The sequence below is a fragment of the Demequina sp. genome, assembly GCA_024707205.1.
In the GTDB taxonomy this organism is placed as follows: domain Bacteria; phylum Actinomycetota; class Actinomycetes; order Actinomycetales; family Demequinaceae; genus Demequina.
In genome coordinates, this window is sequence record JANQAD010000001.1 from 1,581,785 (window position 1) to 1,596,664 (window position 14,880).

Here is a 14,880-nt window from a genome sequence, read left to right on the forward strand (position 1 = left end):
GTCTGCCACGATGGACCCATGGCCGATGAGCAGCTCCGCATCGACGTCGTGACCCCCGCGGACGCGGGGAGCTCCTCACGGTGCGCCGCGCCGCTTTCGTCACCGAGGCGCAGATCTTCAACGACCCCAACATTCCCGCGCTCACGCAGACGCTGGAAGAGCTCGTGGTGGACCTGCAGTCCGGCGACGTCGTCACGCTTGGCGCGTGGAGCGGGCCTCGCCTGGTTGGCTCGATCCGCGTGGGCATCGAGGACGACAAGGCGACCATTGGGCGCCTTGCGGTGGTCCCGGACCTGCAGGGCAAGGGAATCGGCACGCAACTGCTGTTCGCCGTGCTCGGCTACCTCCCGGAGAACACCAAAGAGGTGTGGGTCTTCACGGGGCAGAACTCCAAGCACAACATCGCGCTGTACAACAGGGCGGGGTACGAGCACCAGTTTGACCAGGTGGCGGGCGATCTCACGTATGCCTACCTGCGCAAGGTTCTCGAGGCGGGCGCCATCGTCGACGACGACGATGACGTCGCGGTGCGCGGCGACAACTAGCCGCTGGTCGTGTCCTTCAGCACTGCCATGGTGCTGACGCCGGCATCAACGCGGCGGAACTCCGGCCAGCGCGCAGTCCATCCCTCGAGGATCTCCTGCTCCGTATCGCGGTGAATGTCATCGAGGGCGACGACCGCCCCCGGCCGCAAGGCCCCTCGAAGCACCTCGAGTGCCGGTCGGCGCGCGAAGGGTCCAGTCGCCTCGGGAGGCCCGTCCACGAGCAGGAGGTCGATGCCGGCAAGGCCCTCAAGGGCGGTCTCGTCGTACCACGGGGCATCCTCGCCGCGGTCCGCAAGTGGGGCCAAGCGGACCTCGGCGACGTCCGTCAACGAGTGCAGGGCAAGCTGCCTGCGGGTGGCCTCCGCGTAGTCGCTGTCGTGGTCGATGGACACGATGCGTCCGCCGGTCTGCTTCAGCTGCTGCGCGATCCAAACGGTGGAGGTGCCGGAGCCGAGCTCGACCACAAACTGGGGTCGCTCGCGCCGGATGAGGTCCCTGAGCTCGCCGAGAGCACGAGCGTCAAGGGCGAAGCCTCCCGACGGGGGCAGCAGCGGGTGATCGCCTGACCGAGGAAGCACCTGCAGGAGGGCCTCAACCTGCTTCGTCTGCTCGCGGAGGTCTTTCGTGATCTCCCAACGGAGCTGTTCCTTGGTTCGCGACACGTGCCTCGACAGCGCCTCGATCTCACGCTTGAGAGACTCGCCGGACGCCTGCTTGCGTTCCACCCGCGCGAGCCGGCTGCTCGCGCCGCGGGCGGTGTCCCACGCGCCGAACGCCAGCAGGGAGGCGAGGCCAGCGAGCACGGCCGTCGCGCCCATCGCCAACTCGAGGTTCTCGGCCGCCGCCGCCCCAACGGCCACCGCCACGATGATCGCCGTAGCGCCCCAAACCGCTGCCTTGCGGCGACCGAACCGAGCCACGGCATCTCCCTCATTGGATACTCAGTGCACTGGTCGCACACCCTACCGCTTGGCCCCAGTTGCGTTGGTAGACTTGGCGCAGTCGCGACTGGCGCACGTGGTGTCACCACGAGGGAGCGGCAACCTTAGGACTGTTGGTCGTTCGCCTGGGCCAAGGTCACCGGAAACCGCCGGCGGCCGCGTGCCGCCCGCCCAACAGGTAAGGAACGCCATGAGCACCGATTCCAGCGCCACCGCAGCCGTCATGAACGCGACGCTGCAGGACTTTGACCCAGACATCGCCCAGGTTCTCGATCGTGAGCTGAACCGTCAGCGCACGTACCTCGAGATGATCGCCTCCGAGAACTTTGTGCCGCGCTCCGTGCTGCAGGCGCAGGGCTCCGTCCTCACCAACAAGTACGCGGAGGGCTACCCGGGCCGCCGCTACTACGGCGGCTGCGAGGAGGTCGACGTAGCGGAGTCGATCGCCATCGAGCGGGCGAAGGCCCTGTTCGGCGCCGCGTATGCGAACGTCCAGCCCCACCCGGTGCCACCGCCAATGCGGCTGTGCTGCACGCGCTCATCAACCCCGGCGACAAGATCATGGGCCTGTCTCTCGCCCACGGCGGCCACCTGACGCACGGAATGAAGCTCAACTTCTCGGGCAAGCTCTACGAGGTCGCCGCGTACGGCCTCGACGAGGCCACGTACCGCGTGGAGATGGAGACGGTTCGCAAGATCGCGCTCGAGGAGCGCCCGGACGTCATCATCGCGGGCTGGTCGGCCTACCCCCGCCACCTCGACTTCGCCGCCTTCCGCTCCATCGCAGACGAGGTCGGCGCCAAGCTGTGGACGGACATGGCGCACTTCGCGGGACTTGTCGCCGCTGGCCTGCACCCCTCGCCGGTTCCCCACTCCGACGTGGTCTCAACCACCGTCCACAAGACGCTCGGCGGCCCGCGCTCCGGCCTCATCGTGTCGCGCGACGAGGAATACGCGAAGAAGCTCAACTCCGCCGTCTTCCCCGGCCAGCAGGGCGGCCCGCTCATGCACGTCATCGCCGCCAAGGCGGTGGCGCTCAAGGCCGCCGCTCAGCCCGAGTTCAAGGAGCGCATGGAGCGCGTCCTCGAGGGTGCCCGCATCCTCGCCGATCGCCTCACGGCGCCCGACGCTGTGGCCGCGGGCGTCAACGTGGTCACGGGCGGCACGGACGTCCACCTGGTGCTGGCCGACCTCCGCAACTCGCCGCTCTCCGGCCAGGACGCAGAGGACCTGCTGCACGAGGTCGGCATCACCGTGAACCGCAACGCGGTGCCTTTCGACCCCCGCCCCCCGATGGTCACCTCCGGCCTGCGCATCGGCACGCCCGCGTTGGCTTCGCGCGGCTTCGGTGCCGAGGAGTTCACCGAGGTCGCCGACGTCATCGCCACGGCCCTCAAGGGCGGTGCCGACGTGGACGCTCTGCGTGCGCGTGTGGCCAAGCTGGCCGACGACTTCCCGCTCTACGACGGCCTGCAGCAGTAGGCGACCACCATGGTGGCGCAGGTATTGGATGGCCGGGCCACAGCGTCGGCCATCAAGGGCGAACTGACGGCCCGGGTGGCGGCGCTGCGCGAGCGCGGTGTGGTGCCCGGCCTTGGCACGCTGCTGGTGGGCTCCGATCCGGGGTCTATCTGGTACGTCAACGGCAAGCACGCGGACTGCGCGGAGGTTGGCATCGCGTCGATTCGCGAGGATCTGCCGGAGACGGCCACGCAGGAGGAGATCGAGGCGGCGATTGCGCGGCTGAACGCCAACCCGGAGTGCACGGGGTTCATCGTGCAGCTGCCGTTGCCGCAAGGGATCGACACCAACAGGGTGCTCGAGCTCGTTGACCCGGACAAGGACGCCGACGGCCTGCACCCCACCAACCTCGGCCGACTGGTGCTGCGCATGAGCGAGGAGATCACCTCGTCGCTGCCGTGCACGCCCAAGGGCATCATCGAGCTCATCGAGCGGCACGGCGTCTCGCTGCGCGGCAAGGAGGTCGTGGTGATCGGCCGCGGTACGACGGTGGGGCGCTCCATCGGGCTGCTCCTCACGCGCCGCGCGGTCAACGCGACCGTGACGCTGTGCCATACCGGGACCGCGGACCTCGCCTCACACACGCGCGCTGCGGACGTGATCGTGGCCGCCGCCGGCGTGCCCGGGCTCGTGACTGGGGACATGGTCAAGGACGGCGCAGTGCTCATCGACGTGGGCGTCTCCCGCATCACCGACCCGGAGACCGGCAAGTCTCGCGTAGCTGGGGACATCGCGCCGGAGGCTCTCGAGAAGGCGTCCTGGTACTCGCCCAATCCCGGCGGCGTTGGGCCCATGACGAGGGCGATGCTGCTGTCGAACGTGGTGGAGTCAGCCGAGCGCTCACTGACGTAACCCGGCGCCGCGCCGGCACAAGGTGTCGGCGGCCCCGGTTAGGCTCGTTCCATGCGAATTGCCACCGTGAACGTCAATGGCGTGAGGGCCGCCCTGCGCAAGGGAATGCTCGAGTGGTTGGAGACCGCCAAGCCCGATGTCGTGTGCATGCAGGAGGTGCGGGCGCCCGACGACGTTGTCCGGGAGGCGTTCGCCGGCGAGTGGCATGTGGCCCACCAGGAGAGCGAGCAGAAGGGCCGGTCTGGCGTCGCGATCCTGTCACGCACGCCCCTTGAAGACATCAAGGTGGCTGTCGACGTGTTCGGGCCCGCAGGCGCGGAGGCGACCCACACCGGCCGGTGGGTAGAGGGCACGGTGGCGAGCCCCGCGGGGCCGGTGCGCGTGATCTCCACCTATGTGCACTCCGGTGGGGTGGGCACGCCCAAGCAGCAGGACAAGTACTGGTTTCTGGACCTCGTGACCCTGCGCCTCGCAGAGCTCTCCCAGGCGCACGAGCTCGCGGTCGCGATGGGAGACGTCAACATCGCCCACACCGAGCGCGACCTGCGCAACTGGAAGGGCAACCTCAAGACGGCCGGCTTCCTGCCGGAGGAGCGCGCTTACCTCGACTCGTGGTTCGGCGCCGGTTGGGTGGACGTGCACCGCACGCTCTCGGGAGACATCGACGGCCCGTACACGTGGTGGTCGCAGCGCGGAAAGGCGTTCGACAACGACGCCGGCTGGCGCATCGACTACCAGATCGCGAGCGCCAAGCTCGCGGCGCTCGCGACCACCGCCCGGGTTGACCGGCAGGCGTCGTGGGACACGCGCTGGACGGACCACGCCCCGCTAGTCGTTGACTACAGCCTCTAGATCATGCTGAAGGTGGGCGCCTGGTGCCCCGCGGCCACCATCGCCTCGGAGATCAGCCGCGCGGTGCTGTCCGCCTGAGCCCTGCGAATGAGCGCAACGGCCGCGCCGCCAAACCCTCCCTCGACGAGCCGCGCGCCGAGGGCGCCGGCCCTGAACGCGCCGTCGACCACGGCGTCGAGCTCCGGGTTCGAGAGCTCGTAGTCGATCTCCATCGAGGCGTGCGAGCGGTAGAGGGCCTTGCCGATTGTCACAAATCGCTCGTGGGCCGGGTCGGTGCCGGAGAGTTCCGCGCACACGATGCGCACCCGCTCGATCTCGGTGACGACGTGACGCGCGCGTCGGCGCAGGAGTGGGTCCTCGATGGTCTCGAGGCGCTTCAAGGCGTGCGGCGCGTCCGCAATGGAACGCAGCCGAGGCACCCCTAGCGCGGCGCTCGCCGCGGCGACCTGGTCCCAGCGTGACGCGTACTCCGCGAGCGTGAGGGTATTGGGTTTGCCCGTGTCGATGAGCAGCAGCGCGAGCCCGTATTCGGGGAAGTACAAGGGCTGATACGTCACGCGTGGCGGGGTCTCATAGAAGTCGAGCAGCATCGCCTGGCCAAGGGGGCAGCGGAGGATGGTGTGCTGAACCATCCCCGCCGTCGGGACCCCGGAGAAGCCCATCTCGGCGTCGACGCATACCGCCGCGAGCCGAACCCTGCCCTGGCCGGTGTCGAGGCCAAGCCCCCACAGATCCTGGATGAGGAGGGCGACTGCCGCGAGCACGGAAACGCCCTGGGCGAGACCAGAATGCTCCGGCACGCAGGTGGTGATCGCGATGTCCACGCCGCGACCGCTGTGGCCGCGCTCGGCGAGGGCCCACAGGATGCCGAGAGTCTTGACGCCGAAGTCGCCGGGGAGGCTCGGCCGCGCGTCATCGAGGACGCCGACCAGTTCCCGCCGCTCGCCGCCGGAGGTAAGCCACACGACGCGCACCACGTCATCGGTCCGTGCGGCACCCGCGGCGTACGTGGCCTGGCGGGTGGTGGTTGTGAGCGAGACGCCCCCGCTGTAATCCGTGTGCTCGCCGACTATCGTCACCCGGCCGGGCGCGGAGGACACGGCCGCGGCGTCGTACCCGAAGGCCTGGGCGAAGAGCGCGCGAGCGTTGGCGCCACCCTCCTCTGGCGTCCACACGGGACTCCAGACGGGACCCTCAGCGGCTGTCCGTTCCGACACATTTGTCATTCTGCCAGCACAATCCCTGCGCGCTTGGTGGCGGAGCGGGGTCGTACGATGGCAACGAGGCCCCAGGGCCATCCCGCACCAGGAGGAAACATGCCCCGCACGCCAGCCAACAGTGCTTCAGAACCCGAAGAGCCGGCCGTCGCCGCTGCCCCTGAAGTCATCGTCGAGGAGACCGTCATCTACGTGCCCGCGCCGTCGTACCTTGACCGCGTTCGCGCCAATCGCATGGGACCGCTTGCCGCCGCGCTCGTGATTGGCGGCCTGGTGGGACTGCTGCTGTCGATGCTGGTCCCGAACCCTTCGAACGTGTGGGCGCTCATGCTCCTCGGCACGCTCGTGGCGGCCGCCGTCGGGTTCGGGGTGCGCTACCTGTCACTGACTCGCGGGTGGACGGCGTGGGTGCCCGCCCTCGTCGGCACCGTGTTTGGCGTTCACCTGATGGCGGTGACAGGCACCGTGAACGGCATCGCGTTCGACGGGCTCCCGGACTTCCTGAAGATCTCGGGCCCCGGCTTCGATGACGCGCTGCTCGCGGCGTTCGCGACGCCCGCCGTGTCGATGGGAACGATCCTCGCGGGACTCATCGCGGCGATCATCGCAGGCTGGGGCCCGCGCGACGACGCCTGAGCGGGCCCGACGCTGGGGCTAGCTCCGTACGGGCGTCACGCCGAGGCTGCGGCCGGCGAGGCCACGCTGCCTGCTCGCGAGCGACCTGGCGATGCGGCGCAACTCGACGGCCGCTGGGCTCTCGGGGTCCCGGATCACGGCCGGCACGCCCTCGTCGCCGGCCTCGCGCGCAGCGATGTCGAGGGGGATCTGACCCAGGAGCGGCACCGGTGTTCCCAGGGTCGCGCTGAGGCGCTCGGAGACGCGCTCGCCGCCGCCCTCGCCGAACAGGTGCAGGCGAGTGCCGTCCGGCTGATCCAGCCACGCCATGTTCTCGATCACGCCAACAACGTTCTGGGAGGTCTGCGTGGCGATCGCGCCCGCGCGCTCCGCGACCCCCGAGGCCGCGGCCTGCGGCGTGGTCACGACGACGATCTCCGCGTGCGGAAGCAGTTGCGCCACCGAGATCGCAATGTCGCCGGTACCAGGGGGAAGGTCCAGCAGCAGGATGTCGAGGTCCCCCCAGAACACGTCCGCGAGGAACTGCTCCACGGCGCGGTGCAGCATCGGCCCGCGCCAGACCACCGGCTGTCCCTCCGGCACGAACATGCCGATCGAGACGGCCTTCACCTCGTGGGCGATGGGCGGCAGCAGCATGTCGTCGATGCGCGTGGGCTGGCCCTTCACGCCGAGCATCCCAGGGATGGAGAAGCCAAAGATGTCCGCGTCCAGCACGCCCACCTTGAGCCCGTCCGCGGCCATCGCCGCCGCCAGGTTCGCGGTGACGGTTGACTTGCCAACGCCCCCCTTGCCCGACGCTATGGCATAGACCCGCGTCAGGTTTCCTGGTTGCGTGAAGGCGATGACCGGATCCGGCTTGCCGCCGCGCAGCTTGGAGCGCAGCCCGAGGCGCTGCTCCTCGCTCATGACTCCCAGCTCGATGCGCACGGACTCGACGCCGTCTGCGCGCAGCGCCGCATTCTCCACGTCCGTGGTGATGCGCTCGCGCATCGGGCAGCCCTGGGTGGTCAGGTCAATGCCGATGATCGCCGTTGCGCCGTCGATGTCGACTGAACGCACCATGCCGATCTCCGTGATGGGGCGACGAATCTCCGGGTCTATGACCTTGGACAGCTCGTCGCGCACGAGATCGGCTGTTGGCATATGTCAATCGTAGGCGGTAGTGCGAAGGCCCTTCGCCGCGGGTTTGTCACTCTGGGTTGCCCTCGCCGACCGTGCTCGCTAGCCTCGGCTCGCGCAGACAGCGCAGAGATCAAAGGAGATCACAGTGACGGACAGCCCTGAGGCAGCAGGCGCACCCGCCGAGACCGTTCCCCCTGCGGAGGCGAGCGTCGAGGCACAACCCACCCAAGCGTCGGACCTGGGCGCCGCCGTCGAAGGCGACGCGGCCTTCGACCGCCCCACAGCTCCTCTGCCGCCATCGAACCTTGCCGTTGGCCTCGTGGCCGGAGTTGGGCTGGGTCTTGTCGCCGCCATGATCTACGCGGCGGTGGCGATCTTCGGCGATCGTGAGTTCCTCGCGCTCGGGCTGCTGATCGGCTTCGCGGTGGCGTTCGGCTTCCACCGCTTTGGCCACACTCGCGGCATCGTGCCCGGCATCATCGCGGCGGTGGTCGCGCTCGTGCTCTACTTCCTGGCGATCTACGTCGAGGGGGCGGGCGCTATCGCCAGGGAGAATGGGGTCGGATTCATGGACGCACTGCGCTTCGTCATCGAGAACAACGCCGAGTTCCTCAAGTTCTACTTCTCCGACGCGCTCTCTTACGTGTTCCTCATCGTGAGCGTTGGCGCGGCGTTCTTCTACGCCTACGACGCGAAGTCCCAGAGGTTCGATCGCGCCCACGGGCGCTAGCGGTTACTTGCTTGACCGGGAGGCCGGCCGTGACTCACTGTCGCGGTCGGCCTCTTCGTCTTCCTTGAGCTCTTCCAGCAGCGCGCGCAGCTCGCCGCGCACGAAGTCGCGAGTGGCGACCTCATTGAGGGCCTGGCGCAGGGCGGCCACCTCGCGGGCGAGGTACTCGGTGTCCGCGAGCGAGCGCTCGGCCCGCTGCCGGTCCTGCTCGGCGGCGACCCGGTCGCGGTCCGCCTGACGGTTCTGCGCGAGCAGGATCAGCGGGGCGGCGTAGGAGGCCTGGAGCGAGAGCATGAGCGTCAGCGCGACGAAGCCCCACTCGTCGAAGCGCAGGTTGACGGGCGCGAGCGTGTTCCACAGGATCCACGCCACCACGAACAGCGTCAGCCAGACGATGAAGCTGGGCGTGCCGAGGAAACGCGCGATCGACTCTGCCCATTCGCCCTCGCGTTCGGGATTGCGGCGCGCCCGACGCCGGATCCGCAGCGAGCTCTTCTCTCCCTTGGGGCGGTCGAGATCGCGCTCAGCCACGGCTCGCCTCCTCGGCGCGCTCTGCCGACGCCACGTCATCGTCCTCGAGGTGCTCTCGCCAGTCGCTCGGGAGCAGGTGGTCGAGCACGTCGTCGATCGAGATCGCGCCGCGGAGGTGATGCTGCTCGTCGACCACCGGCAGGGCGAGGATGTCGTACGCCGCCATGCGGCGCGCCACGGCGGCGAGATCGTCGTCCAGATCGAGCGGCTCGATCGCGCTGTCAACGAAGTTGCCGACGGACTCGTGCGGCGGCTCGCGCAGCAGTCGCTGAATGTGGACGAGCCCCAGGTAGCGGCCCGTTGGCACCTCGAGCGGGGGACGCACCACAAACACCATCGAGGCGAGCGCTGGCGCGAGCTCCTGGCGCCGCACCATGGCGAGGCACTGCGCGATCGACGCCTCGGGCCCCACGATGATCGGCTCGGTGGTCATGAGGCCGCCCGCAGAGTCGTCCGCGAAGCCGAGCAGCTGGCGCACCTGGGCTGCGTCCTCGGGATCCATCAGCTCCAGGAGCTCTTGCGCCCTGTTGACCGGCAGGTCGCCCAGCAGGTCAGCGGCGTCGTCCGGCTCCATGGCCTCGAGAACGTCGGCCGCGCGGTCCGCCTGCAGCGTGTTGAGCAGCGCGATCTGGTCTTCCTCTGGCAACTCCTCGAGCACGTCGGCGAGCCGCTCGTCGTCAAGCGCGGCGGCGATCTCGGCCGAGCGCGACGGCGCCATCTCCATGAGCGCGGCCGCGAGGTCGGCAGGCTTGTGGTCCACGAACTGCTGGATGATCATCGCGGCGCCCTGGTTCTTGTCGCGCTGAGCCAGCCCCGTGACCTGGTCCACGTCCACGACAACGGCCTCGCCGCGTCGGCTGAATCCGAGCACCCCCTTGCGGCGTTCCGCTTTGCGCACGTAGAGCTTGGTCACGACCCATTGCTTGGTGCGGTCCGGCTCGATCGCGATGTCCTCGATGTAGGCCGTGGACTTGTCCTCCTTGAGGCGCACGGAGCGCTCGAACAGCTCCGCCATGGCAAGGGTCTCCGAGGTGCGCGCCTGGAACCGTCGCAAGTTGACGACGCCGTTGCAGATGACCTGGCCCGGCGCGATCGACGTCACACGGGTCAGTGGCATGAACACACGTCGGCGCCCAGGAACCTCTACGACAAGGCCCGTCGCGACCGGCTTGGCACCGCGTCTCATGAGGATCACGACATCGCGTACGCGGCCCACGGCGTCGCCGATGGGGTCGAACACGGACGTGTTCACCAGGCGCGCAACATACACACGCTCGCTCGTCGTGCTCATGGGTCAAGGGTAATGCGGTGCCACGGTGGTCCCGGTTAGGCGCGCACCGTCATCCAGACCCGCACGGGCGCCGCCATGGAGGTGGACGGCGCCCGCGCGCTTGCAGGGGGCTCAGCCTCGCAACTGTCCCCACACCCTGAGCACGGCCGACGCGCTGGCGGCTACGTCGTCCGCGGTGGTGGCGGCGTCGCTCACCGAGATGCGCATGGCCTTCCGGCCATGCCACAGGGTCCCGCCCGCCCACATGGTGCCTTCGGCCTGGACTCCGGCGATGACGGCGTCGGTGATCGCGTCGTCGCCGAAAGCGATGAGGGCTTGGTTGAGGGTCACGGGAGCGAGAACCTCGGCCCCGCCGTCGTGGAGGAGCCGGGCGAACTCCGCAGCGTGATCGCTCGTGCGGTCGATGAGGTCCGCGACCCCGTCCCGGCCGAGGGCCGCGAGCAGCGCCCAGGTCTCCACGCCGCGAGCCTTTTGCGACATGTGGGGCGTGAGGTGGATGAGCGGCCGTGCCTCGTCGGTCTTGAGGTAGGGCGCCTCGATCTTCATCGCGCGGCGCAGGTCCTCGTCGCGGCGAACGATCACGATGCCGGAGTCGTATGGCGCGTTGAGCCACTTGTGCGCGTCTGTTGCCCATGAATCGGCGAGCTGAACGCCCTCGACGAGGTGGCGTCGGGCAGGCGACGCGGCCGCCCACAGGCCAAAGGCGCCGTCCACGTGAACCCAGCCGCCGCGTTCGCGAATACCAGGGATGATGTCGGCAAACGGGTCGCTCGCGCCCGTGTTGACGTTGCCCGCCTGGAGCAGCACAAGGGTCAAGCCGTCGGTGTCGGTGGGGAACTCGTTGGCGATGACGGCGCCGTTCTCGTCCGTGGGAACGCGGTCCACCTGTCCGGGACCGAAGCCAGCCATCCGCAGCGACTTGAGCGCGGAGGCGTGCACCTCGTCGCCGACGATGACCCGGATGCGCGGGGCGCCGAAGAGGCCGTTCTCGTTGACGTCCCAGCCCGCGCGGGCGAGGAGGGCGTCGCGTGCGGCGACGATCCCGGTAAAGTTCGCGAGCGTCGCGCCCGTGGTGAAGGTCGCGACCGCGCCCTCAGGCATGCCGAGCAGGTCGAGCACCCAGCCGCCGCAACCTCGTCGAGGACGGCGGCGGAGGGGGACGTGATCGCGAGGCCCGGGTTCTGGTCCCATGCGGTCGCGAGGATTGCGGCGCCCGCGGCTGCCGGCTCGACGCCGCCGTTGACGAAGCCGAAGAAGCGGCCGTGGTTCTGGACCACGGTGGCGGGGGAGCCGAAGGCGTCGAGCTCGGCGAGCACCTCGCGGGCGGGGATGGGCACGTCCTGGAGGGGGCGGCGGAACACGTCGAGTGCCTCGACTGCATCCCGCGTTGGCGCGATGGGCCTGAACGGCGCGTTCGCGATGAAGGAGCCCGCGCGGCGCGCGGCCTCGGTGGTGATGGCGATGCGCTCGCGGATGCGGGCGTTCGAGGCCGGGTTGGTGTGAACTCGGTCAAGGGCGGCGGTGCTGCCGTGTTCGGTGCTACTGGTTTCTGTCGTGGTGCTCATGCGGCGAGTCTGCTCCCAACTGGCCCCTGACATCTAGTGCCAGATTTGAGGACACTGGCACTTGTTCGCCGGTGCCAGTTTGCGGTGAGATGGACCCATGCGCACCACTGCAGATCAGCTCGCGGCCGTCCTCGATCACTGGCAGTCGGGCACGGGCCCGCTGTACCAGCAGCTCGCAGGAGCCATCGTGTCCCTTGCCGAGTCCGGCTCCCTCGAGTACGGCACGCGCCTGCCGAGCGAGCGCTCGCTCGCCGACTGCCTGCACCTGTCCCGCAACACCGTCACCGCCGCGTACCAGCAGCTTCGCGACGAGGAATGGCTCGACGTGCGCCCGGGCGCCGCGCCGACGCTGGGGTCGCGTGCGCGCGGCATCGAGGGCTTGAGCGCGCAGGACCGCTTTGCCAAGATCCTGCACGCCGGACCCGGCCCCATCGTCGGACTGTCGGGAGCGTGTCCGCAGCCGGCGCCCATAGTCATGGACGCACTCCGCAACCCCGCGGCAGACCTCGACTCTATGGTGCTGAACGGCAACGGCTACGCATCGCTCGGGGATCCCGAGCTCATCGCCGCGATCATGGACCTGCTGCGCCGGGACGGCATCAACGCGCAGCCAAACGAGATAGTCGTCACGGCGGGCGGCCAGCAGGCGGTGTGGCTCGCGGTCACGGCGCTCGCCGGGCCGTCGTCGCCTGTGGCGGTCGAGGCCGTCACGTACCCGGGAGTCTTCGACGCGATCAGCGCGTCCGGCTCGCGGACCCTCGGCCTGCCGATGGGACCGGACGGACTGGACACCGTAGCGTCGGCCAAACTGCTGCGCGCTGCGCGGCCCGAGGTGCTCTACATGAGCACCTTCCAGAACCCCACGGGCACCGCACTGGAGCCGGAAGACGCGCTGCGCCTCATCGCCGCCGCGGACGAGTGCGGCACCACGATCATCGACGACCGGATCATGGCCGACCTCCCTCTCGACGGTCGCAAGCGCCCTCCGCTCGCGGCGCTGCGGCCAGACTCGTGCATCATCACGATCGGCGGCCTCTCGAAGACCTTCTGGGGCGGGCTACGCATTGGCTGGCTGCACACCAACCCGACGCTCGCCGAGCGACTGCGCCACCGCAAGGCCGCGATGGACTTAGGGAGCCCGTCGTTCTTCCAGCACCTCGCGACGCGTTTCATCCGTGACCACTACGACTCGGTGGTCGCGTGGCGCACCGAGCAGCTGCGCGCCTCGCTCGACGCGACGGTCGCGGCCCTCGCCGAGCACGCGCCCACGTGGGAGTACTGCCTGCCCGCTGGCGGCCCGTCGCTGTGGGTCAAGGTTCCCGGCGTGAACGAGGATCGCTTCGCGGACCGAGCGGCAGCTGCCGGGGCGCCGGTGGCGCCGGGGTCTGCGTTCGAGGTGCTTCCGGGTGCGGGTGCCGGGCGGTTCCGACTCCCGTACTACCTGCCGCCAGAGGACATGCGGTTGGGCGTCAAGATCCTGGCGGCGGCGGCTTAGGTCGTGGGGGCTATGCCGGCCCGACGCTGGTTTGGCTCACGCGCCAGGGCTCGCGACGCACAGGCCGATGGACTGGCACGCCCGGATCATCGCCTTGTCGTAGGTGACGACCTCGGAGAGTGTTTCGCGGGCCGCGTCGGCGCTCGCAACGTGGATGGCGTCGAGAGCACGCAAGCCCAGACGAGCGCCAATGTCGGCTGCTCTGCTGCACAGGTCCGACGTCAGGGGCAAGCTGAGGACCGCAACTCCCGGAAGCGCTAGCCACCCTCGGCTCGCCAGTGCGCGTTCTGCCAGCGCTACACCGGCACGCGAGAGGGCGATTGCTACCTCGGTAATCGCCACAGCGCTTGTGACTGCCGGTTCTGGGTGACTGTCAACGAAGGTCGCGAGTGCCGTTGACTCCGCCTCCAATACGCCTAACTTGACCAGAGCGCTGGCATCGAAATACCTCGTCATGGCTCGTCGTAGTAGCTGGCTCGGTCCTCCATCAGGTAGTCGCTGGCACTCTTCTCGCCCGGCGCAACTGGCGGTGCGGGTTGCCAGGTGGGATCGATGCGCGGCGGGTTGAAAGGGTCGACACCCTGGGCGATGAGCTCCTGGTACATCGCCTGCTCGAACACAGACAGCGGACTGATGCGTGCGACGGGCCGGCCGTCGCGAGTAACGATCACGCCGGAAGTTTCGGCGGGCAAGTAGTCGAGGACCTTTGCCGTCTCCCGCGAGAGCGTGCGCATGGTGATAGTAGCCATGTCTGACAGTTTACACCTTGTGTCAGACACCCAGCAGTGGACTGTGGATGACTGCTACGCCCTCAGCCGCGCCATCAGTAGTAGTTCGCGCGTCGTCCTCGACGCTCACGCCTCTCTTCGCGGTTACTCCGACGGTGAGTCGCTGGGAGTGCACATCGTGAATCCTGGATCGGTTCCGTGATCACGGATGTCATCGCTCGCGATGAGGTTGATCTCATACCCAGTGGCATCCTCATCCACGTCGTAGCCCCGATCGATGAGGCACTGGCGTACGTCGGGATTGTCGTAACCCTCATAGAGGATCTCTTGGCTCCTAGGTTGGTCCATGTAGGCGGACTGTGCGTATGCGATGAACTTCGTGCTGCACTCGTCCATCACGGCCCCGGCGGCAACGTCATCCATACCTTCGGGCTGGACCGCGACGTACCCAGGCATAGTCATCGAACTGCCAACTTGGACTTGTTCCATGCCCACGTCGGTAACACGAAAGCCAGCGTCGGCGAGGCAGTCCTCAACCCGTGAGTTCAGATCGACGATTTGCTCGATCGTGACCGCACCGTTCGTGAGCGCCTGCTCCAAGACATCGACTTGCTCCGCAGCTGCGCCGTTGGTCCTAGCCCACTCGAGTTGCTGTTCAATCGCCACTCGGTTCAGCGAGGGCGTCGGATCTGGCGCGGTAGCAGAGCAAGCGGCGGTGCACGTCGCTACTGCCATCAACCCAATCGCGACTCGTAGAAAGCGCGCGATACCCACCCTAGATCGGCAGGATCTTCGACGTCGGGTTGCCCAAGTACGACCAGTAATGTTGGGACTGGTTCATCGTCGCGGAGTAC

General features: G+C 68.5%; 15 protein-coding genes, 2 pseudogenes and 1 riboswitch. Of the genes and pseudogenes, 8 read left to right on the plus strand and 9 right to left on the minus strand.

Features of this window, described 5'->3' with window-relative positions; genetic code table 11:
• Positions 1-18: 18 nt before the first annotated feature.
• Positions 19-545: pseudogene (locus NVV57_08220) on the plus strand (GNAT family N-acetyltransferase).
• On the opposite strand, the gene NVV57_08225 reads toward NVV57_08220, so the two are convergent.
• Positions 542-1,465 carry a class I SAM-dependent methyltransferase gene (locus tag NVV57_08225; protein MCR6712673.1) on the minus strand — a complete coding sequence of 308 codons (924 nt, stop codon included), beginning with the start codon at positions 1,463-1,465 and terminating at the stop codon, positions 542-544. The pseudogene NVV57_08220 and the gene NVV57_08225 overlap by 4 nt on opposite strands.
• Before the next feature lie 74 nt (positions 1,466-1,539).
• Positions 1,540-1,624, plus strand: a riboswitch (ZMP/ZTP riboswitch).
• A gap of 85 nt (positions 1,625-1,709) precedes the next feature.
• Here NVV57_08225 and NVV57_08230 point away from each other — a divergent pair.
• The 3 genes and pseudogenes from NVV57_08230 to NVV57_08240 all read left to right on the plus strand — a co-directional run bounded on the left by NVV57_08230 (position 1,710) and on the right by NVV57_08240 (position 4,711).
• A pseudogene (locus tag NVV57_08230) lies at positions 1,710-2,968 on the plus strand (serine hydroxymethyltransferase).
• Positions 2,969-2,977: 9 nt separating this feature from the next.
• Positions 2,978-3,859, plus strand: coding sequence for a bifunctional methylenetetrahydrofolate dehydrogenase/methenyltetrahydrofolate cyclohydrolase (locus NVV57_08235; protein ID MCR6712674.1), 882 nt, complete (start codon positions 2,978-2,980; stop codon positions 3,857-3,859).
• A gap of 51 nt (positions 3,860-3,910) precedes the next feature.
• Positions 3,911-4,711 carry an exodeoxyribonuclease III gene (locus NVV57_08240; GenBank protein ID MCR6712675.1) on the plus strand — a complete coding sequence of 267 codons (801 nt, stop codon included), beginning with the start codon at positions 3,911-3,913 and terminating at the stop codon, positions 4,709-4,711.
• On the opposite strand, the gene NVV57_08245 is transcribed toward NVV57_08240, so the two are convergent.
• A complete protein-coding gene (locus tag NVV57_08245) occupies positions 4,708-5,928 on the minus strand; it encodes a galactokinase (GenBank protein MCR6712676.1) in 1,221 nt (406 codons plus the stop codon). The two genes, NVV57_08240 and NVV57_08245, sit on opposite strands and share 4 nt — an antisense overlap.
• A 99-nt stretch (positions 5,929-6,027) precedes the next feature.
• On the opposite strand from NVV57_08245, the gene NVV57_08250 reads away from it, so the two are divergent.
• On the plus strand, positions 6,028-6,564 hold the full coding sequence (locus NVV57_08250; protein MCR6712677.1) for a hypothetical protein: 537 nt from the start codon (positions 6,028-6,030) through the stop codon (positions 6,562-6,564).
• A gap of 18 nt (positions 6,565-6,582) precedes the next feature.
• On the opposite strand, the gene NVV57_08255 is transcribed toward NVV57_08250, so the two are convergent.
• Complete coding sequence (locus NVV57_08255) at positions 6,583-7,707, minus strand: Mrp/NBP35 family ATP-binding protein (GenBank protein ID MCR6712678.1); 1,125 nt, start codon at positions 7,705-7,707, stop codon at positions 6,583-6,585.
• A 124-nt stretch (positions 7,708-7,831) separates the two neighbouring features.
• Here NVV57_08255 and NVV57_08260 point away from each other — a divergent pair, with 124 nt between their 5' ends.
• A complete protein-coding gene (locus NVV57_08260; protein MCR6712679.1) occupies positions 7,832-8,416 on the plus strand; it encodes a hypothetical protein in 585 nt (194 codons plus the stop codon).
• A 3-nt stretch (positions 8,417-8,419) separates the two neighbouring features.
• Here the strand turns inward: NVV57_08260 and NVV57_08265 are convergent, their stop codons facing one another.
• The 3 genes from NVV57_08265 to NVV57_08275 all read right to left on the minus strand — a co-directional run bounded on the left by NVV57_08265 (position 8,420) and on the right by NVV57_08275 (position 11,357).
• On the minus strand, positions 8,420-8,947 hold the full coding sequence (locus tag NVV57_08265; protein ID MCR6712680.1) for a DUF1003 domain-containing protein: 528 nt from the start codon (positions 8,945-8,947) through the stop codon (positions 8,420-8,422).
• A complete protein-coding gene (locus NVV57_08270; GenBank protein MCR6712681.1) occupies positions 8,940-10,238 on the minus strand; it encodes a CBS domain-containing protein in 1,299 nt (432 codons plus the stop codon). Before NVV57_08270 ends, NVV57_08265 begins: the two co-directional genes overlap by 8 nt.
• Before the next feature lie 111 nt (positions 10,239-10,349).
• Positions 10,350-11,357, minus strand: coding sequence for an aminotransferase class V-fold PLP-dependent enzyme (locus NVV57_08275; GenBank protein MCR6712682.1), 1,008 nt, complete (start codon positions 11,355-11,357; stop codon positions 10,350-10,352).
• 42 nt (positions 11,358-11,399) lie between these two features.
• Here NVV57_08275 and NVV57_08280 point away from each other — a divergent pair, with 42 nt between their 5' ends.
• Both NVV57_08280 and NVV57_08285 read left to right on the plus strand, forming a co-directional pair.
• Positions 11,400-11,741, plus strand: a complete 342-nt coding sequence (locus NVV57_08280) for a hypothetical protein (GenBank protein MCR6712683.1) — start codon at positions 11,400-11,402, stop codon at positions 11,739-11,741.
• A gap of 159 nt (positions 11,742-11,900) precedes the next feature.
• Entirely contained in the window at positions 11,901-13,298 is a 1,398-nt protein-coding gene (locus NVV57_08285; GenBank protein MCR6712684.1) for a PLP-dependent aminotransferase family protein, read from the plus strand.
• A 36-nt stretch (positions 13,299-13,334) separates the two neighbouring features.
• Here NVV57_08285 and NVV57_08290 read toward each other — a convergent pair whose 3' ends face one another.
• The 3 genes from NVV57_08290 to NVV57_08300 form a co-directional block, all read right to left on the minus strand.
• Positions 13,335-13,754 (minus strand): type II toxin-antitoxin system VapC family toxin, encoded by a 420-nt coding sequence (locus tag NVV57_08290; protein ID MCR6712685.1) that lies wholly within the window; start codon positions 13,752-13,754, stop codon positions 13,335-13,337.
• Positions 13,751-14,047 (minus strand): type II toxin-antitoxin system prevent-host-death family antitoxin, encoded by a 297-nt coding sequence (locus NVV57_08295; protein ID MCR6712686.1) that lies wholly within the window; start codon positions 14,045-14,047, stop codon positions 13,751-13,753. The genes NVV57_08290 and NVV57_08295 overlap by 4 nt, the downstream gene beginning before the upstream one ends.
• Before the next feature lie 123 nt (positions 14,048-14,170).
• On the minus strand, positions 14,171-14,692 hold the full coding sequence (locus NVV57_08300; protein MCR6712687.1) for a hypothetical protein: 522 nt from the start codon (positions 14,690-14,692) through the stop codon (positions 14,171-14,173).
• Positions 14,693-14,880 lie beyond the last annotated feature (188 nt).